The sequence below is a fragment of the Desulfurobacterium atlanticum genome, from assembly GCF_900188395.1.
Classification (GTDB): Bacteria; Aquificota; Aquificia; order Desulfurobacteriales; family Desulfurobacteriaceae; genus Desulfurobacterium_A; species Desulfurobacterium_A atlanticum.
Window position 1 is genome coordinate 65,633 of the sequence record NZ_FZOB01000003.1, and the last position, 20,166, is coordinate 85,798.

General features: G+C 37.2%; 20 protein-coding genes. 15 read left to right on the forward strand and 5 right to left on the reverse strand.

Annotation, left to right across the window (positions count from 1 at the left end; genetic code table 11):
• Nucleotides 1-26 precede the first annotated feature (26 nt).
• From CHB58_RS02995 to CHB58_RS03045, 11 genes are all read left to right on the forward strand, one after another.
• Nucleotides 27-1,703: a lytic transglycosylase domain-containing protein gene (locus CHB58_RS02995; RefSeq protein WP_089322627.1), complete on the forward strand. Its 1,677-nt coding sequence runs from the start codon at nt 27-29 to the stop codon at nt 1,701-1,703.
• A 251-nt stretch (nt 1,704-1,954) separates the two neighbouring features.
• Nucleotides 1,955-3,484, forward strand: a complete 1,530-nt coding sequence (locus CHB58_RS03000) for an ABC transporter substrate-binding protein (RefSeq protein ID WP_180706416.1) — start codon at nt 1,955-1,957, stop codon at nt 3,482-3,484.
• A 73-nt stretch (nt 3,485-3,557) separates the two neighbouring features.
• Entirely contained in the window at nt 3,558-4,574 is a 1,017-nt protein-coding gene (locus CHB58_RS03005) for an ABC transporter permease (RefSeq protein WP_219350061.1), read from the forward strand.
• Between the two features lie 13 nt (nt 4,575-4,587).
• Nucleotides 4,588-5,385 (forward strand): ABC transporter permease, encoded by a 798-nt coding sequence (locus CHB58_RS03010; protein WP_180706417.1) that lies wholly within the window; start codon nt 4,588-4,590, stop codon nt 5,383-5,385.
• Nucleotides 5,382-6,302 (forward strand): ABC transporter ATP-binding protein, encoded by a 921-nt coding sequence (locus CHB58_RS03015; protein WP_089322630.1) that lies wholly within the window; start codon nt 5,382-5,384, stop codon nt 6,300-6,302. The genes CHB58_RS03010 and CHB58_RS03015 overlap by 4 nt, the downstream gene beginning before the upstream one ends.
• Before the next feature lie 54 nt (nt 6,303-6,356).
• Complete coding sequence (gene fmt, locus CHB58_RS03020; RefSeq protein ID WP_089322631.1) at nt 6,357-7,310, forward strand: methionyl-tRNA formyltransferase; 954 nt, start codon at nt 6,357-6,359, stop codon at nt 7,308-7,310.
• Nucleotides 7,307-7,690: a PaaI family thioesterase gene (locus CHB58_RS03025; protein ID WP_089322632.1), complete on the forward strand. Its 384-nt coding sequence runs from the start codon at nt 7,307-7,309 to the stop codon at nt 7,688-7,690. The genes fmt and CHB58_RS03025 overlap by 4 nt, the downstream gene beginning before the upstream one ends.
• On the forward strand, nt 7,687-8,610 hold the full coding sequence (locus CHB58_RS03030) for a hypothetical protein (RefSeq protein WP_089322633.1): 924 nt from the start codon (nt 7,687-7,689) through the stop codon (nt 8,608-8,610). The genes CHB58_RS03025 and CHB58_RS03030 overlap by 4 nt, the downstream gene beginning before the upstream one ends.
• 140 nt (nt 8,611-8,750) lie before the next feature.
• Nucleotides 8,751-9,092 (forward strand): P-II family nitrogen regulator, encoded by a 342-nt coding sequence (locus tag CHB58_RS03035; protein WP_089322634.1) that lies wholly within the window; start codon nt 8,751-8,753, stop codon nt 9,090-9,092.
• A gap of 30 nt (nt 9,093-9,122) precedes the next feature.
• Nucleotides 9,123-10,430, forward strand: a complete 1,308-nt coding sequence (locus CHB58_RS03040; RefSeq protein ID WP_089322635.1) for an ammonium transporter — start codon at nt 9,123-9,125, stop codon at nt 10,428-10,430.
• A gap of 160 nt (nt 10,431-10,590) precedes the next feature.
• Nucleotides 10,591-11,883: an ammonium transporter gene (locus CHB58_RS03045; RefSeq protein WP_089322636.1), complete on the forward strand. Its 1,293-nt coding sequence runs from the start codon at nt 10,591-10,593 to the stop codon at nt 11,881-11,883.
• Between the two features lie 20 nt (nt 11,884-11,903).
• Here CHB58_RS03045 and cimA read toward each other — a convergent pair whose 3' ends face one another.
• On the reverse strand, nt 11,904-13,505 hold the full coding sequence (gene cimA / locus CHB58_RS03050; protein WP_089322637.1) for a citramalate synthase: 1,602 nt from the start codon (nt 13,503-13,505) through the stop codon (nt 11,904-11,906).
• 76 nt (nt 13,506-13,581) lie between these two features.
• Nucleotides 13,582-14,793 (reverse strand): aspartate kinase, encoded by a 1,212-nt coding sequence (locus CHB58_RS03055; RefSeq protein WP_089322638.1) that lies wholly within the window; start codon nt 14,791-14,793, stop codon nt 13,582-13,584.
• A 128-nt stretch (nt 14,794-14,921) separates the two neighbouring features.
• Between CHB58_RS03055 and hisI the strand changes: the two genes are divergently transcribed.
• The 4 genes from hisI to CHB58_RS03075 are packed head-to-tail and all read left to right on the forward strand — an operon-like array spanning nt 14,922 to nt 17,050.
• Nucleotides 14,922-15,272 carry a phosphoribosyl-AMP cyclohydrolase gene (gene hisI, locus CHB58_RS03060; protein ID WP_245807323.1) on the forward strand — a complete coding sequence of 117 codons (351 nt, stop codon included), beginning with the start codon at nt 14,922-14,924 and terminating at the stop codon, nt 15,270-15,272.
• On the forward strand, nt 15,272-15,559 hold the full coding sequence (gene hisE / locus CHB58_RS03065) for a phosphoribosyl-ATP diphosphatase (protein WP_089322639.1): 288 nt from the start codon (nt 15,272-15,274) through the stop codon (nt 15,557-15,559). Before hisI ends, hisE begins: the two co-directional genes overlap by 1 nt.
• Nucleotide 15,560: 1 nt before the next feature.
• Nucleotides 15,561-16,340 carry a Nif3-like dinuclear metal center hexameric protein gene (locus tag CHB58_RS03070; RefSeq protein ID WP_089322640.1) on the forward strand — a complete coding sequence of 260 codons (780 nt, stop codon included), beginning with the start codon at nt 15,561-15,563 and terminating at the stop codon, nt 16,338-16,340.
• On the forward strand, nt 16,337-17,050 hold the full coding sequence (locus CHB58_RS03075; RefSeq protein WP_089322641.1) for a zinc ribbon domain-containing protein: 714 nt from the start codon (nt 16,337-16,339) through the stop codon (nt 17,048-17,050). The genes CHB58_RS03070 and CHB58_RS03075 overlap by 4 nt, the downstream gene beginning before the upstream one ends.
• A gap of 27 nt (nt 17,051-17,077) precedes the next feature.
• Here CHB58_RS03075 and CHB58_RS03080 read toward each other — a convergent pair whose 3' ends face one another.
• The 3 genes from CHB58_RS03080 to CHB58_RS03090 form a co-directional block, all read right to left on the reverse strand.
• Nucleotides 17,078-18,283, reverse strand: coding sequence for an FprA family A-type flavoprotein (locus CHB58_RS03080; protein WP_089322642.1), 1,206 nt, complete (start codon nt 18,281-18,283; stop codon nt 17,078-17,080).
• Nucleotides 18,283-18,453, reverse strand: coding sequence for a rubredoxin (rd, locus tag CHB58_RS03085; RefSeq protein WP_089322643.1), 171 nt, complete (start codon nt 18,451-18,453; stop codon nt 18,283-18,285). The genes CHB58_RS03080 and rd overlap by 1 nt, the downstream gene beginning before the upstream one ends.
• An 82-nt stretch (nt 18,454-18,535) precedes the next feature.
• Nucleotides 18,536-20,164 carry a radical SAM protein gene (locus tag CHB58_RS03090; RefSeq protein ID WP_089322644.1) on the reverse strand — a complete coding sequence of 543 codons (1,629 nt, stop codon included), beginning with the start codon at nt 20,162-20,164 and terminating at the stop codon, nt 18,536-18,538.
• Nucleotides 20,165-20,166: the final 2 nt, after the last annotated feature.

Consider the following 20,166-nt stretch of genomic DNA (forward strand, 5'->3'; position numbering starts at 1 on the left):
GGTATTATAAATGTTATAATCAACTTATGCGAAAATTTGCCGTTATTATACTTATGCTTTTTTCCTTTTCAATTCCATCCTTTGCTGTTTCTGTGAAAGAAGTAAAGGCTTTTGATTCTCTGAAAGGTTCTAGCAGTATAGAGCCTTTTTTTGATTTTCTCCGTAAATATCCCGATTCTCCTTTTAAAAAAGCAGTTGTAGAGATTTTAATTTCAAAACTTTATGAGAAAAAAAGATACGATGCCATTGTGAATCTACATCCTGATAGGATAGATATAGATGTGGATGATTTCTTCCTTTTAAAATATGCTGATGCTTTAAAATTTACAGGAAGTATAGAGAAAGCAAAAAAAGTTTATCTTAGTATTTTTTCCCGTTCAAATCGGTATGATGAGGAAGTAATAGTTAAAAATGCTGGTGATACAGCATTTCTATTTGAAAACAGCACTATTGTAAGGAAAAAGGTTTGGTATGCGTTAAGGAACAGAAATTTTGAGATAGCTGCTTTTTACCTTGATAAACTGCCTTTAAATGATAAATACTACACCTATCTTAAAGGTGTTCTACACTATAAAAAAGGAAATCGCAAAAAAGCTCGTTTTTTCTTTGAAGCATCGGATGTTCCTGAAAGTAAATTTTATCTCCTGCTTCTTGAGAAAAATCCTTTTAAAAAAGTAGAACTTCTTAGAGAGTTACTTCTTTCTGATGCAAAGGATAGCTTCAAAAGATTAGGTGCAAGAATTGTTCTGAACAATCTTATAACTTCAAACCTTCCTCTGTGTCGAAAAGCTATTAATGTGGTAAAAAACTATGATCTGGAAATTTACAGAGAGTTTCTTGCAAGATATTACATAAACACCGGGGATTTTAACAGTGCAATAGCTGTTTTGAAAAAGATGGACACTCCTTACAGTTACGGTTTGCTTTTTGTTCTTAATAAGTATTTGAAAAAAAACATGAAAATTAAAGTTTCCTTCGTTCCTGATTTTTATCAATTTGCAACCGGTGATCTTAAAAAGATAAAGTTTAAGGAACCTTCAGTTTTAATGATTAATGATGAGGGACTCAGGTTTATTATTGAGAGTAAGAAATTCTATCTTCTTGATTTTATAGATGGTAGCAAGGTGGATAGTTACGACTTAGCCATCGCTCTTTATTTAGGGAAAAGATACAGAAGAGCCATAAAATTTGCGGCTGTCTCTGACAGGGATAAGCCGGAGATAAGAAGAGTCTTATATCCAACACCTGAGATATTTGGCGGAGATATCATTTCTTTATCAATCGCAAGGCAGGAGAGCCTTTTTGAACCGGGTGCCTTCTCCCGAAGCGGAGCAATAGGATATATGCAGATAATGCCATCAACTGGAAAGCACATTGCTTCTCTTTTAAATGATGATTTTGATGTTGCCAATCTTTACGATGAAAAAGTGAATGTAAATTATGGGACTTTTTATATTAAGCGATTGATTCGCAGGTTTGGTTCTTTCCCGATTGCAGCTGCTGCCTATAACGCGGGACCAGGAAGAGTAAATAGGTGGCTTAAGATTTATGGAAAACCAAAAAACGGTGAAGAACTGGTTCTTTTTGTGGATACTTTTATACCTTTTGATGAAACGAGAAATTATGTAAAAAAAGTTATTGTGAACTGTTTCTATTATTCTGCTATTTTGGGGTCCTCTTCATCTATTTGTAGGATTCAATGACTTTAAAGGTAGTGAATGTGTTTGAAAATTTCCATTTGTCTATAAAAGATATTGAGATTCTTCGGCTGCGAAGCAGCCTCAGAATGACGAAGAAAGTCATCCTGAGTGCAAAGCCCGAAGGATCTCTTAAAGTTTATAGCCATTTTTCAAGCACTCTCCCAGGATAGTTTGTTAATTTCGTTAATTTTTGTAAAATTGAATGAATAGTGATTCAATAATTTATACAGGAGAATTTATACAGGAGGTAAATGATGGTGAAAAAGAGATTTTTAGCAGCTGCGTTGCCTTTAGTAATGCTTTCCACTGCCGTTGCAGGGACAAAGAAGGATACGATGGTGATAGGAACCCTTGATAAGTGGAAGGTTCTTGACCCTGCAAAAGCCTATGATGTTATGAGTTGTAACCTTATGCAGAACACACTAATAGGGTTATACGGTTATAAGCCTGGCTCAACAGTTCCAGAACCGGTTCTTGCAAAGTCTGTGGATATTTCAAAAGATGGAAAAACTTACATTTTCCATCTGAAAAAGGGGATAAAGTTTACAAACGGAGAAGAGATTACAGCATATACGGTGAAAAGGGCGTGGGACAGAGTTTTTAAACTTAAAGGAGATCCTGCATTTCTGCTTACAGATGTTGTTAAAAGTTATAAAGCTAAAGATAAGTACACATTTGAAGTTAAACTAAATTATCCTTTCTCTCCTTTTCTTTCTGTTACCGCTTTTACTGTTGCTTATCCAGTTCCTTCAGTTTTTCCTGAAAACTCTTTCTTTAAGGGAGATAAATATCCTGCTTCTGGGCCTTTAATGATAAAGAAGATTAAAAGAGACAGGTATATTTACCTTACAAAAAATCCGAAATATTTTGATTACAAAGACGTAAAAGCAAAAAAGATTCTTATAAGACAGTATCAGAATGCACAAACTATACGTCTTGCACTTGAGAAAGGTGATATTGATATGTCCGGTTCTTTAACAACTCTTGATATAAAAGACTTTATGACAAATCCAGAGCTTAAGGAGAAGTTTAACGTTTATGTATCTCCAAGTTTTGTTATCTCCTACATCGTGTTTAATACAAAGAAAAAACCGTTTGATAATCCGAAGGTGAGAAAAGCTATAGCTTATCTTATCAATAGAGATGAGATAAGAAAATTTGCCTACAACAATATATTAAGAGAAGACCTTTACTCTCTTATTCCTAAAAATATGTGGGGTTATAGACCCGTTTTTAACAAAAAACCGGATGTTCAAAAGGCTCTAAAACTTCTTGCAGAAGCCGGATACACTAAAGAACATCCTTTGAAAATAAACTACTGGTATCCTGCAGGACACTACGGAACCGATGTAGAGAAGGAAGCTCAGATAATAAAATCTCAGCTTGAGAAAACAGGTGTTATAAAGGTAACTATAAAAACGACAGAATGGCCTACATATCTTGATTATATGACAAAAGGTATTCTCGGTATGTTCCGTCTTGGTTGGGCTCCAGATTATATAGATCCTGATGATTATATTTATCCATTCCTTCACTCAAAGGCTGATGCTTCCCTTGGCTCTTTCTATAAAAATCCTGAAGTTGACAAGCTTATAGAAAAGGCTCGTTCTGAAAGTGATAAGAAGAAAAGAGAAGAGCTTTACGCAAAAATTCAAGAGTATCTCTGGAAAGATGCTCCTTACATTCCGCTCCATCAGACAGAATCAGCTATTGTTGCCAATAAAAAAGTAAAAGGTGTGACAAACGATCCTATATACCCAAGATACTATCTTCTTCATAAATAATTGGTAAACTTTTACTTCAGCCTCATTCCGCTTTTAAGGGATGGGGCTGATTTTTTGAAGGGAGAAGGTTAAGGTGAAAGGACTTTTAAAGTATATCGGTTACAGGCTTTTGTCTTCGGTAGTGATGATATTTATTATGGTTACTCTTGTGTTTTTTCTTTTAAGGGTGCTTCCAGGAGACCCTGTTCAGGCACTTACAGGTGGAAAAGCACCGCCGGAGGTGGTTCAGCAGTTAAGGGAACAGCTTGGGTTGAATCTGCCGATTTATAAGCAGTATATAAGGTTTCTTTCCGATGTTATTCACGGAAACCTTGGAACATCTATAGTGACAGGTGAAAATGTTAAAACAGAGCTTCTTGAAAGATTTCCTGCGACATTTGAGCTTGCAATTGTGAGTGTTATTCTTTCTGCAGGATTTGGGATAGTTCTTGGTATAGAAAGTGCAAAGAGGGAAGGGACACTGTTTGATTTTATTACAAAGCTTGTAGCCCTCTCATTTTATGCCATACCTATATTTTTTGTAGGTATTGTTATGCAGTATATTTTTGGTGTTAAACTTGGATGGTTTCCTATTTCTGGAAGGATAGATCCTCTTAATGAGCCTGATAAGGTCATTACAGGGCTGTATCTTGTTGATACTCTTCTAACTCACAATTTTGAAGGTTTTGTTGATGCTTTAAAACATATTGTTCTGCCAGCTTTTTCTCTTGCTCTTGTTCTTTTCTCTGTGATATACAGAATTACAAGAGGAAACATGATTCTTCAGTTAAAAAAAGAGTATGTTAAAGCTGCAAGAGCAAGGGGCTTAAAAGAGAGAAGGGTTGTTTACTATCATGCTTTTAAAAACGCTTTTATTCCGATTTTCACCCTTATAGGTCTTCAGTTTGCAAGTCTTTTAGGCGGTGCGATTTTAACTGAAAATGTTTTCTCCTGGCCGGGACTTGGTTCCTATTTGATTGAGAGGATAGGCTACAGGGATTTCCCTGCGATTCAGGGAGCTATACTGTTTTATGCGGTTATAGTGGTGTTTATTTCAATAGGTATAGATATTATATGTGCTTTAATTAACCCAAAAATAAAGTATGAGTAGGCAGGTTGCAGGTATGAATTTAAAGAAAATTCAGCTTTACCTTGGAATTTCTATAGTGATATTTCTTTTTGCCATTGCTATTTTTGGACCTTTTGTTGCACCGTATGATCCGATAGCCATATCAAATGCTACATTTTCTCCTCCTTCTGCTTCCCATATCTTTGGAACCGATGCACTTGGAAGGGATATATTTTCGCGGGTTCTTTACGGAGCCAGAATATCTCTTCTTGTTTCGCTTCTTGCTGTTTTTATAGGTGTTGCTATTGGGACATTTCTTGGACTTGTGGCAGGATTCTTTGGTGGGAAAATTGATAAACTGATTGTTCTTTTTATGGATGCGATGTATGCGTTTCCTGGATTACTTCTTGCAATAACATTTACAGCGTTTTTAGGGCAGGGAATAGGAAATGTAGCTCTTGCTATTGCCATAGCTTTTGTTCCCACCTATTTCAGGCTTGTAAGGAACCAGGTGTTATCCATAAAGAGAGAGCCTTTTGTAGAGGCGGCAGAAGTTTTTAAAGTGCCTTTGTGGAAAACAGTTTTTGTTTATGTTCTTCTTCCTGTTGTTCCCACTCTTGCTGGTATTCTTGCTCTTTCTATAGGTGATGCGATTTTGACAGAGGCAGGACTTTCCTATCTTGGTTTGGGTGTTCCGCCACCTACTCCTGACTGGGGAGCGGATCTTTCCACAGGCCAGCAGTACATACTTCAGGATTACTGGTGGTGTTTTATATTCCCCGGTATAGCTATATTTCTTGCAGTTCTTGGATTTGCGTTGATAGGAGATTACTTGTCAGAGGAAAAACTATGATAAAGGTTGAAGATTTAACAATCGTTTACCCTAACGGTTTTAAAGCTGTTCAAAATGTTTCTTTTAAGATAGAAGAAAGAGAAGTTTTTGCTCTTGTTGGAGAGAGTGGCTGTGGAAAATCAACTACAGCTCATGCACTTATAAGGCTATTACCAAAAGGTAGTAGGATTTACGGAAAGTTTTTTTTGAAAGATAGGGAGATTTTTTCCTTAAAAGAAAGTGAAATGAGGCAGGTAAGGGGAAAAGATATAGGTATGGTGTTTCAGGACCCCCTCAATGCTCTTAATCCCCTTGTGAAAATAAAAGATCATTTTTTTGAGGTTTTTGCAGCCCATAAAGTTAAGGAGAAGAAAGAGAAGCTTCTTGAAAGAATAAAATTTCTTTTTGATTTTATAGATTTGCCTTTTGAAAAGGTTAATGCTTTTCCTTTTGAGCTTTCAGGAGGGCAGAGGCAGAGGGTTATGTTTGCTCTTGCTCTTGTTATGAATCCTTCTTTACTGATTCTTGATGAACCTACAACAGCTCTGGATGTTTTAGCACAGAAAAAGGTTTTAGGTCTTATAGAGAAAACAAAAAGAGAGTTTAACTCTGCCGCTCTCATAATCACTCATGATATGGGGGTTGTGAATAAAGTTGCAGATAAAGTTGCCGTTATGTATAAAGGTATGATTATGGAAATGGGGAATAAGGATAAAATTTTGTATGAACCTATTCATCCTTATACAAAGCTTCTTATATCCTGTGTTCCGAAGTTTGATATTCATGACCTTTTCATTCCGGAGATTCCAATAGAAGATAGAGATGTTGAAGGATGTCCATTTGCTCCAAGGTGTCCACTTGCTAAAGAGCGGTGCTTCAAAGAAAAACCTTCCATTAAAGAGGTTGCCGGAAGGAAGGTTGCTTGTTTTGAAGTTTAAAATTTATAATTTCTGTTAGTTTTCTAACTTTATAAATCGGGAGTGATAAATTATATGGATAAACTGAAAGTTGTCTTTATGGGAACGCCGGATTTTGCAGTTCCTTCCCTTAAGGCTCTTGTTGAAAGTGGGAAGTTTGATGTTCCGCTTGTTATTACGCAGCCTGATAAACCTGCAGGAAGGGGAAAGAGGTTAACTCCACCTGCTGTAAAAAAGTTTGCACTTGAAAAGGGGATTCCTGTTATTCAGCCGGAAAAGATAAAAGAAAACCGGGAGCTTTTTGAGATTTTAAAGGAGATTTCTCCAGACTTCATTGTTGTGGCGGCTTACGGAAAGATTTTACCTGTTGAGCTTCTTAATATTCCTTTGATAGCTCCTGTTAATGTTCACGCTTCTTTACTTCCAAAATATAGGGGGGCTTCTCCTATTCAATCAGCAATCTTAAATGGTGAGAAGGAAACGGGTGTTACCATAATGAGAGTTAGGGAGAGGCTTGATTCTGGAGAGATATATATTCAGGAGAAAACGGAAATTTCCGATGAAGATACAGCAGAGACGCTTCACGATAGACTTTCTGTGATGGGCGGAAAACTTCTTGTAGAGGCTCTTCCCCGTATAGCTTCAGGTGAATTAAAACCGATTCCTCAAAATGAAAGTGAAGCAACCTATTGCGGGCAAATAAAGAAAGAGGATGGCCTTATAGACTGGAGTGAGCCTGCTAAAGCTATTTTTAATAAGATTAGAGCGTTTACTCCCTGGCCTTCTGCATTTACATATTTTAACGGAAAACTCCTTAAAATTATGAAGGCAAAACCTGTTGGTAGTGGTAGTTGTGATGCCACGGGAAAAGTGGTTTCTGTTGATGACGAAGGATTTACTGTTTCAACGGGTGATGGTTTCTTGAAAATATTGAAGGTGAAACCTGAAGGCAGGAAAGAGATGGAAGCTTGCGATTTTATTAGAGGTTATAGAGTTAAAGAGGGAGATATTTTAGGAGGTAAAGAATGATAAACACTCACAAAAAAATTAACCAGAAACTTTGTGGTAAACCTATAAGTATTGCTGAGAATGTTGCAGAAGTTGTTTTAAAACTTACTGATGAGATGGCGGCTGATGAAAAAGGGCTTGTTCACGGTGGGTTTATTTTTGGTCTTGCAGACTATGCTGCAATGCTTGCTGTAAATCATCCAAATGTGGTTCTTGGGGCAGCTACAGTTAAGTTTCTTAAGCCTGTTGTTGTGGGAGATGAGTTGAGAGCGGTTGCTAAAGTTGTTGAGGCGAAAGGAAAAAAGTATAAGGTTCTGGTGAAAGTTAAGAAAGGTGATGATGTTGTTTTTGAAGGAGAATTTATAGCTATAGTACCGGATACCCATGTTCTGGATAGATGAGAATAACAGAGGATATTTTTCAAAAAGCTGAGAAAGAGGGAAGTGCAAGAGAATTCCTGTTCTCTCTTTTGAAGCTTCTAAAGGGAAAAGATTTTTCAAGGAAGGAGTTTAAATCTTTAAACCATGAAAAAGTGATTCTTGAGATTGTAAAAGAGAACAATCTTGAACCTTTCTTTTCTATTTCTGGAAGTAAAAACATTTATAACGCATTAAGAAAAGCGTTAAGAGAGAAATTCAGGAGGGAAACAGAAAGGGAGTGGAAAAGTTCCCTGAAGAATTGGCGTTATGAATTTGAAAGGGTGTTAACCTTTTCTATCTCCTGCTATTTTATTGAAAGTGGTTCTTTTGAAAAGATCAGATTACTTGTTTTAGAAGACTGGATAGTTCCTTCTTACGCTGTGAAAGAGTATTCTCCAGGAAAGGAACCGTTTTCTGTTTTTAAGCAGTTTCTTGATAGAGAATTTCTTTTTTCAAGGGTAAAGCAGTTTTCTTCCTTTAGCTTTTTGTCCCATAGAGGAAAAATTTTGGAGGATATTGTAAAGAGTTATTTTTATGGTATGGCTGAGCTTTCTATTTATGCTTTGTTTGTTCAGATAGAGGGAGTTTTGTGGGATATTTTTGTGAAAGGGAATCCTTTTGAATCGGATATAGAGGAGTTGATAAGGAAGAGAAACAGAAAATTTATAACGGTTCAGTATGCTCTGAAACTTATCATTGAAAAGCTTTCCGGTAATTCTGGAAAGGTTCCTTCAGTGTTTGATTGGGTTAAGTTTGTTGATTTTAAAGATGACGGAACTTTAAATAGAAATGCTGTCCTTCATGGGATTTCTGTTAACTTTGGAACAGATGAGAATTTTTTAAAGCTGTTTTTTCTTCTTGATTTTCTTGTTTCCCTCGGAAGTTATATTCATGAAAGATAGATGCACAAAATTTGTGCTCTAATTTTTCCTTTTGTTCAAGATATAAGCACTTTTTCCTTTAAAAATCCTCCTTTTTCGCCGTTTTATTCTGGCATTTTATTTGCTTTTATAGTTTGTGAGTTTGGAAGAAGGAGGCGTTAATGAAGAAAATTGAAGCGGTGATAAAGCCTTTTAAGATTGAAGCGGTTAAGGATGCTCTTATGGCAATAGGTGTTAAGGGGATGACTGTTGAAGAGGTAAGAGGATTTGGTAAGCAGAAAGGACATGCTGAACTTTACCGCGGTGCAGAGTATGTTATCGATTTTATTCCAAAACTAAAAATAAGTGTTGTTGTTCCTGATAGTATCTGTGAAAAGGTTGTTGAGACCATTGTTGAATCGGCGAGGACAGGGAGAATCGGAGATGGGAAAGTGTTTGTTATTCCTGTTGAAGATGCAATAAGAGTTAGAACCGGTGAAAGGGGAGAAACTGTTCTGCAATAAATAAAAACTTTTAGGTTGGGAGGTAGAAAGATGGCGACAGCCGAACTGTTTCAAAATGTGAATGCCCTTACAGGGCTGGTAGAAGCTCTCAAAAACCTTTCAAATGCTCTTGATGTATTCTATCTTGTAGTTATGGGAGCCCTGGTATTTATTATGCAGTGGGGCTTTGCCATGCTTGAAGGTGGACAGGCGAGGGCTAAAAACGCCAACAACGTTATGATGAAGAACATTCTTGATTTTATGGTTGGTGGTGTTCTGTGGCTTTTTATCGGTTACTGTATCGTTGCTTACGGTTCCGATTTTGGTCAGTGGGGAAGCTGGATAAAGGATATTTTCAGTGCTGAGGCTGGAATTGCAAATAATGGTCTTGGCCTTGCTGAGTGGTTCTTCGGTCTTGTGTTCTGTGCTACAGCAGCTACCATTATTTCTGGTGGTGTTGCGGAAAGGATAAACTTTACAGCTTATGTAATTCTTTCTATCCTTGTTACAGGTTTACTCTACCCTATCTGGGTTCATATTGGTCCCTGGGGTGCAGGAATTCTTCCATACCATGACTATGCTGGTAGCTTAAACGTTCATGCTCTTGGGGGTGCGCTTGGTCTTGGTGCGATAATAGCTCTTGGTCCACGTATCGGAAGATTTAAAATTAAAGATGGCAAAAGAATTCCTGTTCCAATACCAGGACACAACGTTCCAATGGCTATATTTGGTGCTTTCTGTCTTGCTTTTGGATGGTACGGATTTAACGTGGGTAGTTCTATCTATCTTAAAGATATTTCAGGTCTTGTAGCTGTAACAACCACAATGGCTATGTGTGCAGGTGCTATATCTGCTATGATAGTTTCAAAGTTTGATCCACTTGCAACAGCTAACGGTTTTCTTGCAGGCCTTGTTGCTATCTGTTCAGGAACAGATGTTGTTAGTCCATTTGGTGCTATAGTTATAGGTCTTATTGCTGGTGCGCAGGTACCTATAGTATTTTCTCTACTTGAAAAGCTTGGAATTGATGATGCTTGCGGTATATTCCCGGTTCACTTTGGTGGTGGTGCTGTAGGTGCTATACTTGCAGGTGTATTTGGAACAAAAGCTTTAGGTGGACTTGGTGATGTTAACCTTATCCAGCAGGTGATTGCTACTGTTCTTTGCCTTGTTTACGGTGTAATTGCAGGTTACATAGCTGCTAAAGTTGCAGGTGCTCTTGGTGGTGGACTTAGAGTTCCTGTTGAGTGGGAGCAGGAAGGACTTGATATTACTGAACACCATCTAAAAGCTTACCATGATGAGGACCCGGTTTCCATGGCTGCTTATGAAAAGGCTAAAAGAGGTGAAGTTGCATAAAAGTTCCAGCAGGTAAGTGGCGGCTTACCTGCCGGCTTTTCCTGTCCTTTGGTTCTGGCACCGCTGCCACGGTGCCAGAACCCTTTTGTTTTTAAGGCTGGAGGGTAAATTTTAACAAATTTACCCAAAATCTAGAAACTTTTATATAAGGAGGTTTCGTATGAGGACAGGAAAAGCCGCTTTACAAAGCCTGATGCTGGCACTCGCTATGTTTTCTCCAGCATTTGCTGCCGGAAAAATTGACAGCGGAGATACAGCATGGCTTTTGATCTCCACTGCACTTGTTGTGATGATGACCCCCGCAGGGCTTGCTATGTTCTATGCGGGAATGTCAAGGGCAAAAAACATTCTTAATACAATCGGTATGAGCTATGTTTCCTACGCTGTTGCAAGTGTAGTGTGGGTAGTTATTGGCTACTCTCTTGCTTTTGGAAATGACATTGGTGGATTTATTGGAGGACTCAACCATCTCTTTCTCTCCGGGATAGGTGTTAATGATGTGTCAGGAACAATTCCAGCTTTACTTTTTGTGTCTTTCCAGATGGCTTTTGCAGGAATAGCAATTGCTATTGTGAGTGGTTCTGTAATTGAAAGGATGAAGTTTTCAGCATGGATAATATTTTCAGCACTGTGGATAGTTTTCGTTTATGCACCTATTGCTCACTGGGTATGGGGTGATGGTGGGTGGCTTTTAAAGATGGATGCCCTTGATTTTGCTGGTGGTGCTGTTATCCATATAAATGCGGGAATTACAGGTCTTGTTCTTGCGTATCTTGTAGGAAAGAGGAAAGGATACGGGAAAAAGCCGTTTTTCCCTTCAAGTATCGCTTTAACTGCTCTTGGTGTAGGCCTTCTTTGGTTTGGATGGTTTGGTTTTAACGGAGGTTCTGCCCTTGCGGCAAATCAATCTGCAGCTCTTGCTCTTATAACGACAAATACTGCTGCCGCCATGGGTGCTCTTACATGGATGATTGTTGAATGGGTTAGAGATGGCCATCCGACAGTTCTTGGAATTGTTTCTGGTGTTGTGGCAGGTCTTGTAGGTATTACTCCTGCTGCTGGTTTTGTAAATGTTTTAGGAGCGTTGATTATAGGTATTACTTCAGCGATAGTTGGTTATTTTGGCGTTGCTGTTTTGAAGCCAAAGCTTGGGTATGATGATTCTCTTGACGCTTTTGGTGTTCACGGTCTTTGTGGTATATGGGGAGCTCTTGCCACAGGACTTTTTGCCGATCCATCTGTAAGTGGAAAAGCAGGACTCTTTTTTGGAAATGTAGAGCAGTTTATCGTTCAACTTATTTCTGTGGTTGCTGTTATTGCTTATTCAGGTATAGTTTCATTTATTGTTGCAATGGTTGTTAAAGGTATTGTTGGACTTCGTGTTGATGAAGAGGAGGAATTTGACGGACTTGATAAAGCTGTTCACGGAGAGAGAGGTTTTGAACTTGAATAATAAAGGGGGCTTTTGCCCCCTTATTTTTTTTCTTCTTCATCTTTCATAAGTTTATATTTTATGGCATCAATTAATGCAAGCCATGATGCTTCTATGATGTTTGGAGAAACTCCAACAGTTCCCCATTTATTTTTTCCGTCAGTTGATTCAATTAAAACTCTTGGTGATGCTTCTGTTCCTGCGGTTTCATTTAGTATTCTAACTTTGTAGTCTGTCAGTTTTACTTCTTTTAGACTCGGGTAGAACTTTTCAAGAGCCTTTCTTAGTGCTTTGTCAAGGGCTTCTACAGGACCTCTTCCATCAGCGGCAGTGTGTTCCACCCTTTCAGGCAGATTTCTTTCTTTTGCTATTTCTTCTGGGATTTCCACTTTTATTGTTGCTTCTGCATAGGCTTCCTCGTTCTCTGAGCGTTTTTCTGTTAATACTCTAAACCCTTTTAGTTCAAAATATTTTCTTGTTAGTCCAAGTGCTTCTTTTAAAAGAAGTTCAAAAGATGCTTCAGCACCTTCAAATTGGTAGCCCTGTGCTTCCAGTTCTTTTATCTTTTCAAGAACAGCTTTAACTTTTGGAGATGCTTTGTCAAGCTCTATTCCCAGTTCTTTTGCTTTGTTTATTATGTTGCTTCTTCCAGAGAGTTCTGAAACTGTAATAATTCTCTTGTTTCCTACAAGTTCAGGATTTATATGTTCGTATGTTCTTGGATTTTTCTCTACAGCAGATACGTGAACTCCTGCTTTGTGGGCGAATGCATTTTCTCCCACATAAGGGAGATTTTCAGGATGCGGTCTGTTTGCAAGTTCAGAAACAAGTCTTGAAACAGAGTATAGCTTTTTAAGATTCTCCTTACTTATGCTTTCTACTTTCATCTTTAAAACGAGATTGGGTATTATTGAACACAGGTTTGCATTTCCCGTCCTTTCTCCAAGGCCGTTTATGGTTCCCTGAATTTGAACGGCTCCTTTTCTAACAGCGATAAGGGAGTTTACCACTGCCATATCTGAGTCGTTATGGGCGTGAATTCCAAGTGGAGCAGAGATAACTTCTTTTACTTTGTCTATAATTTCTTCCACTTCATACCACAGAGTTCCTCCGTTTGTGTCTGCAAGAACTATACAGTTAGCTCCTGCTTCTTCGGCCGCTTTTAAAGCTTTAATGGAATATTCGGGATTTTCTTTGAAACCATCAAAAAAGTGTTCTGCATCAAAAAACACCTCATCTGTGTATTTTTTAAGGTAGGTAATGGTCTCATATATAAGTTCAAGATTTTCTTCCAGTGAAATTTTCAGAGCTTCTTTTACGTGTAAGTCCCAGCTTTTTCCAAATATTGTTATGGCTGGAGTTTCTGCTTCTATCAAAGTTTTTATATTTGCGTCATTTTCTATCTTTATACCTGCTCTTTTTGTAGATGAAAAAGCAACAATTTTTGAGGTTTTGAGATTTAGTTTTTTAACTTCTTTAAAGTAGGCAAGGTCTTTTGGGTTTGACCCGGGCCAGCCGCCTTCAATATAGTGAATTCCAAGGTCGTCAAGGGCCGAAGTGATTCTGAGTTTATCCTCTAAAGAGAAAGAGACGCCTTTGGCCTGTGCTCCGTCTCTTAATGTTGTATCGTAGATATAAACCATTCTTTACCCCTTAAAAGTTCATATTAAAAAGCCGCCCTGTCAGGCGGCTGATAATATCTATTTGTGTGCAGATTGTTTACTTGTCAAGGTTAAATGCTTCATGAAGAACTCTTACAGCAAGCTCTGTAAACTTTTCCTCTATTATGCAGGAGATTTTAATTTCTGATGTGGATATCATAAGGATATTTATTCCGTATTTTGCCAATGTATCAAATACCTTTCCGGCTACACCGGCGTGATTTCTCATTCCAAGTCCTACTATAGAAACTTTTGCAATTTTATCATCGGTTATTACTCCTCTTGCTCCTATCTCTTCTGCCACTTTTTCGGTTATTTTTTGAGCTTTGGATATGTCGTTTTTATCCACTGTAAAGGAGATATCTGTATATCCATCAACGGAAACGTTTTGAACTATCATATCAACAGGTATGTTTGCTTCTGCCAGTGCCTCAAACAGTTTTGCAGCAATACCCGGTTTATCAGGAACTCTTTCAACAGTTATCCTTGCTTCGTTTTTATTATGGGCAATTCCTCTAACAACCACCTTTTCCATTTCTGCATCTTCCTCCTTTATAAGCGTTCCTTCATCTGTTGTGAATGTTGAACGGACTCTTAACGGAACTTTGTACTTCATTGCAAACTCTACAGAGCGTATCTGCAGAACTTTTGCTCCAAGGGATGCAAGTTCAAGCATCTCTTCGTATGAGATAACATCAATTTTTCTGGCGTTTTCAACTATTCTGGGGTCTGCAGTGTAAACACCGTCAACATCGGTATAGATGTCACATCTATCGGCTTTAAGGGCTGCAGCAATTGCAACAGCTGAGGTATCAGAACCGCCCCTTCCAAGGGTTGTTATATCACCTTCTTCAGTTATTCCCTGAAATCCTGTGATTACAACAATTTTCCCGTTTTTCAAATAATTTCTAATTCTATCTGTGTCTATCTCAAGAATTCTTGCTTTTGTAAACGCCTTATCTGTCTTTATTCCCGCCTGCCAGCCTGTTAAAGAAACTGCATCATATCCAAGACTGTTAAGGGTTATTGAAAGAAGACCTGCTGAAACCTGCTCTCCTGTAGCCACAACAAAGTCCATATCCCTTTCTGAAGGTTCAGAGGTTATCTCTTTTACAAGCTGGATTAATCTGTCAGTTTCTCCTGACATTGCAGAAACAACGACCACAACATCGTTCCCTTTACTTTTTTCCTCTATAACTCTTGATGCTACGTGCTTTATTCTATCTATGCTTCCCATTGATGTTCCACCAAATTTTTGAACCACTAACACGAAAAACACCTCCAATCTGGTACTGGTAGTAGAAATAAAAATTATAATACAAAATTTCCATTAAAATTTATTACTTCTTTTGGTTAGTGGTGTTAAAATAGATAGTCCTGAATCTGGTTTTTAGGAGGTTGAAGATTAAGGTTAATGGAGAAATTTTAGAACAGATAGATTTTGAAAAAGGTAATGGTCTTGTTCCTGTTGTTGTTCAGGATGAAACCACAAAAGATGTTTTGATGGTAGCATACGCTAATCGTGATGCTATTGATAAAACAATTGAAACAGGTTATGCCCATTACTACTCAAGGAGTAGAAATAAACTCTGGAAGAAAGGGGAAACTTCCGGAAATTTACAGAGAGTGAAGAAGATTCTACTTGATTGTGATGGTGATACTGTTATTTATATTGTGGAACAGAATGGAGTTGCCTGTCATACAGGAAGATGGAGTTGCTTTTTTAGAACAGTTGCTACGGAGGAGTGATGGATTTTTGTAAGGTTATAGAGGAACTTTATGAAACTATACAGAAAAGAAAGGCAGAAATGCCAGAAGATTCATATACTGCTTCTCTTTTTAAAAAAGGAGAAGATAAAATTCTTCAAAAAGTTGGAGAGGAAGCAGTAGAGGTGATTCTTGCTTTTAAATCGGGAAAAAAAGAGGATATTGTTTATGAGATTTCTGACCTTATTTACCATCTAACAGTTGCGATGGTTGATAAAGGGGTGACTTTTGAAGATATATCTTCAGAGCTTAAAAGAAGGATGAGGTAAGATGGCAAAATATTTTGAGATTGTTAAATTTTTAAAAACCGTTGTTCCTGAAAATATTCAGGATTCATGGGATAACAGCGGTGTTCAGATAGGTATTGATGTTGAGGTTAGCAGGGTACTTTTTGCCCTTTCTTTAAGTTCAGCGATTTTGAAAGAAGCGAAAGAAAAAAAGGTTGATATGATTATTTCTCATCATCCTATTACAATTTCCGGTTTTAAAAATTTATCTGAAAGCAGGTATCCGGATAAACTCATTATTGAGTTTATAAAAGAGGGGATAGCCGTTTATTCTTTACATACCAATCTTGATGTTTCTCCTCTTGGCCCTTCTGCTGTAATTGGAGAGATTGTCGGTTTAAAGCAGGTTTCTTCTCTTTTGGATGAAGAGGGAGTTGTTCCTTACGGTGTGGTGGGAAAGATAGAGCCTATAACCCAGAAAGCTCTTTTTGACATGCTTGTTTCATATCTTCCTGCTGATGTTTTTAGAGTGGTTAATTTTTCTGCTGATAAGATGGTTGAAAAAGTTTCTATCTGTTCTGGGAGCGGCGGTTCTCTAATTGCTCAGGCGGCTAAAAAAAGTGATGTTTACATAACAGGAGATGTTAAATATCACGATGCTGAACTTGCTGTGGAGCTTGGATTGACTGTGTTTGATATGGGACATTTTGGGACAGAAAAACTCTTTTCTGTTAAACTTGAGAAGGTCTTGAAAGAGCGGTTTCCTGAAATAACTTTTCTACGTGCTGAAACAGAAAAATCTCCGTTTGAGGTTGTTTTATGAAAGTGTGTGATATATCGGATAGTCTGCTCAGGCTTCAAGACCTTGAAATAGATGCAAGGAGAATCAGAGCGAAGATAGAGGATTTGAAAAATAGAAAGAGGGAGCTTATTGAAATAAGAAAAAAATTTGAAAAGGAGCTTGAAAATTTAAAGACTCAAATAGAAGAGAAGCGGTTTAGATTGAAAGATCTTGAAAATTTCATTGAGTATAAAAAGCAGAGGTTAAAGGAACTATCTGCTAAGAAAGAGAAAGTCTCAAGCAGGAAGGAGTTTAAAAATCTTTTAAGACAGATAGCTAAAACTGAGGATGATATTATAAGGGCAAGGGAGGAGATAAAAACTCTGTTTGAGGAACTGAAAAAGATTGAGAATCAAAATAGTGAAAAGATTGGTAAGATTGAAGCTCAATTAGAAGAAGTGAAAAATGGAATTAAAAAGATTTCAGAAGAGATAGATAAAAAAGAAGAAGAACTACAATCTCTCAAATCTAAATTGTCTATTTTAAAAAGTGAAGTTCCCGCTGATATTTTAAAAATTTATGAGAGTTTAAAAGACAGGTTTAACGGGCTTGTTTTTGCAGATATTTCATCTGGAAGTTGTGAAGGATGCGGCATAACTTTTTCTCCTGCTGAATTTGCAAAACTAAACAGAGAAATAAAAAACGGTAAAGGAAGATGTCCTTACTGCGGTAGATTTGTATTTACAAAGTAAAGATAGAAGGGGAAAAGTTCCCCTTCTTTAACTTAACGGAAGTGTTGCTACGCTTTTTACTTTTTCTGCAAGTGTTCTGGCAAGGTTTTCAAGCCTTTCAAAATCGCTGTCTGAAGGTGCTCCTTTTACCATCACCTCTTCAATCCATTCCGCTTTTAAAGAGGAAAGGTTTTGCTGAATGTGTTTAACGGTTGCAGTTGCACTCCAGCCGTAGGAACCTATTGCTGATGCAAACTTAACCTTTGGTCTTAAACCGTTTGCAAGATATGCAAGGGAAATTATTGAAGGATGTGCTCCTGCAAGAACAGCAGGTGTTGCAAATACAACTGCCGCAGCATCAACAAGGTCCATAGCAATATTTCCGATATCTGCTGTCATAACGTTGTAAGGTCTAACTGCCACTCCGAGATCGCTTAATTTACGGGCTAAAAATTCAACCATTATTCTTGTGCTCTCATGCATTGATACAAATGGGATAAGCACCAGAGGCTTCACTTCATCTGAAACCCAAACTTTATAGTTATTAAGTATCCATTCAGGTTCTTTCATCACGACTCCGTGACTTGGAGCTATGATTTCAGGGTTTAACTGGTCAATCAGTTCCAGATACTTAACGATAAATTTTCTGAAAGGCATCATTATTGTTGCGTAGTATCTTTTTGCTTCAAGGTATATTTTTGCCTTGTTTTCATCTGAAGTATCAAACAGTTCACTTGTGGCTATGTGAGATCCGAGAAAATCACATGGAAAGAGAACTTTGTCCTCTACAGCGTATGTAAACATAGTTTCGGGCCAATGAACCCATGGGGCAAGGAAAAACTGGAGAGTTTTATCTCCAAGAGAAATAGTTTCTTTATCATCAACCACTATAAATTTTTCTTCTTCAATGTGAAGATGGTCTATAAGCATCTGTTTACATTTTTTGTTAGTAACAACCTTTGCTTCGGGATAGAGTTTCAGTATTTCAGGAATCATTCCTGAGTGATCCTGTTCAGTGTGGTTGGAGATTATGTAGTCCAGCTTTTCGACTTTCAATGTTTTAAGGTTTTCTATCAGCTCTTCACCTTTTGCAGGTTCTACAGTATCTATCAATGCGGTTTTTTCACTTCCCTTTACAATGTAAGCGTTGTAGGATGTTCCTTCAGGTAGAGGTATTATTTCATCAAAAATCACTCTGTCCCAGTCTATAGCTCCAACCCAATAAATGTTTTCTTTTATCTGTTTTACAGACATTAATTTTCCTCCTTAATAGGTTCAAAATGTTCTTTACCTACACCGCAGACGGGGCAAACCCAATCATCGGGAATGCTTTCAAATGGAGTTCCAGGGTCTATTCCGCTTGCGGGGTCACCTTTGGCAGGATCATAGATATAGCCGCATACGGTACATCTGTATTTTTTCATCATTACCTCCAAAAATTAAAAATTATTATTAATTAGAATATATTGTCACTGTAAAACTAAGCAATATCTTCTGTTAAAAATTTTAGCATAATCCACAAATTTTACAGCCATTAAAGCATTTTGGAGAAACTTTCCCTTTGAATATTTTTTCGTATTCATTTCTTAAATATTCTCTTTTTATTCCACTTTCAACCAGATCCCAGGGGAACAGTTCATCTTTTTCTCTTTCTCTAGTGTAAAGGGTTTCCATATTTAAATTTTCTTCTCTTAAGGCTTTTCTGAAAGAGATTTTCTCTTTGACCATTTTGATGGCTGCTTTGCCAATTCTTTCATCACCTCTTGATATAATGGCCTGAAATATTGCCGATTTGGTGTTTTCAGAATTAAAGTTCGTATTAGGTATCTTTAAAATTGATGTTCTTATTTTTCTCAATCTTCTTTCAATATCACTTTTCTTAGGCATTCCATACCACTGCATAGGTGTAAAGGGTTTTGGTATTAAAGGGTTAACACTAACAGTTATTTTTCCTGTTTTTTTTCTTGCTTTCCAATATTTAAGAGCAATTTCTCTGAACTTGTTTGTCAATACGGCTATTTTTTCAATATCTTCGCTGGATTCTTCAGGAATGCCTGTCAGAAAATAGAGTTTAAGATTTTCTACTCCGGCTTCAAATGCTTTTTCACAAAAGTGAAAGAATGTTTCATCTTTTACTTTTTTGTTTAAAGCAAACCTTTTTATTTCTGAACCTGTCTCTGGTGCTATTGTTACTGTTTTCTGATTTGATTCAGCTATTATTTTGAAAACTATATCTGAAGAAGTGTTCGCTTTTAAAGAGGCAAAAGAGGCTTTTAAATTAAACCCTTTTAATATTTCGTAAAGCTTGTCAAGTTTAGAGTAATCTGTTACAGCTGTTCCTATAAGTCCTATTGTATTGGTATGCTCTGACAAACTTTCTATTTCTTTTTTAAGAATTTCTATACTTTTCTCTCTGTAGGGAAGTCCCATTGCCGAGGCTACACAGAATCTGCACTTTTCAATGCATCCTCTGTTTATTTCAATAAGTCCCATATTGCTGAAAGCTGTTTCTTCCACTATGAAACAGGAACAGGATAACCGTTGTGGATACTCTTTTGACCTGAAAATTCTTTTTCTGTTTCCTGTTATTTCAATAACCCTTTCTTTTTCATATTTAAATGAATAATCTTCAGGTATAAGAATGTTATCAAAACTATCAAAAATCTCTTTTATTTTCTGTTTATCTTTTCCTGGTAGATTTGAAAATGCTTCTTCAAGTCTCTCTTCACCTTCTCCAAGATAAATTACATCAAATATTGGAAAAAAGGGAGCAGGATTGTAGTATATTCCTATTCCTCCCCCGAAAATTAGTGGGAAATTACTGTTTCTTTTTTTCCTTTCAGATGGAATGCCCCATTCTTCAAGAGCTTTTATCACTTCAAGTAGATGCTCCTCGTAGGTTATAGAAAACATGAGAATATCAAATTTGTTGAAAGGTTTTTCAAGAAAGTAGCTTTCTGTGTGGTTTATAAAACCTATATCACAGCAAATGCCTTCTATTTTGTTAAGTGTAGAGTAGATGTTTGATATAGCAAGGCTTGAAAAACCTGAGAATGAATTGCCCGGATATATAAGACAGACCTGCAGGTCGTTTTTTGATGCCTGCAGGTGATTACATATAGGAGTTAATACCATCT

Coding starts and splice junctions, on each gene's coding strand:
- CHB58_RS03025 (WP_089322632.1), top strand. CDS start 7,307: ATGATAAACACTCACAAAAAAATTAACCAGAAACTTTGTGGTAAACCT.
- CHB58_RS03070 (WP_089322640.1), top strand. CDS start 15,561: ATGGCAAAATATTTTGAGATTGTTAAATTTTTAAAAACCGTTGTTCCT.
- hisE (WP_089322639.1), top strand. CDS start 15,272: ATGGATTTTTGTAAGGTTATAGAGGAACTTTATGAAACTATACAGAAA.
- CHB58_RS03000 (WP_180706416.1), top strand. CDS start 1,955: ATGGTGAAAAAGAGATTTTTAGCAGCTGCGTTGCCTTTAGTAATGCTT.
- CHB58_RS03090 (WP_089322644.1), bottom strand. CDS start 20,164: ATGGTATTAACTCCTATATGTAATCACCTGCAGGCATCAAAAAACGAC.
- CHB58_RS03015 (WP_089322630.1), top strand. CDS start 5,382: ATGATAAAGGTTGAAGATTTAACAATCGTTTACCCTAACGGTTTTAAA.
- CHB58_RS03040 (WP_089322635.1), top strand. CDS start 9,123: ATGGCGACAGCCGAACTGTTTCAAAATGTGAATGCCCTTACAGGGCTG.
- CHB58_RS03035 (WP_089322634.1), top strand. CDS start 8,751: ATGAAGAAAATTGAAGCGGTGATAAAGCCTTTTAAGATTGAAGCGGTT.
- CHB58_RS02995 (WP_089322627.1), top strand. CDS start 27: ATGCGAAAATTTGCCGTTATTATACTTATGCTTTTTTCCTTTTCAATT.
- cimA (WP_089322637.1), bottom strand. CDS start 13,505: ATGGTTTATATCTACGATACAACATTAAGAGACGGAGCACAGGCCAAA.
- rd (WP_089322643.1), bottom strand. CDS start 18,453: ATGAAAAAATACAGATGTACCGTATGCGGCTATATCTATGATCCTGCC.
- CHB58_RS03030 (WP_089322633.1), top strand. CDS start 7,687: ATGAGAATAACAGAGGATATTTTTCAAAAAGCTGAGAAAGAGGGAAGT.
- CHB58_RS03010 (WP_180706417.1), top strand. CDS start 4,588: ATGAATTTAAAGAAAATTCAGCTTTACCTTGGAATTTCTATAGTGATA.
- CHB58_RS03045 (WP_089322636.1), top strand. CDS start 10,591: ATGAGGACAGGAAAAGCCGCTTTACAAAGCCTGATGCTGGCACTCGCT.
- CHB58_RS03080 (WP_089322642.1), bottom strand. CDS start 18,283: ATGTCTGTAAAACAGATAAAAGAAAACATTTATTGGGTTGGAGCTATA.
- fmt (WP_089322631.1), top strand. CDS start 6,357: ATGGATAAACTGAAAGTTGTCTTTATGGGAACGCCGGATTTTGCAGTT.
- CHB58_RS03075 (WP_089322641.1), top strand. CDS start 16,337: ATGAAAGTGTGTGATATATCGGATAGTCTGCTCAGGCTTCAAGACCTT.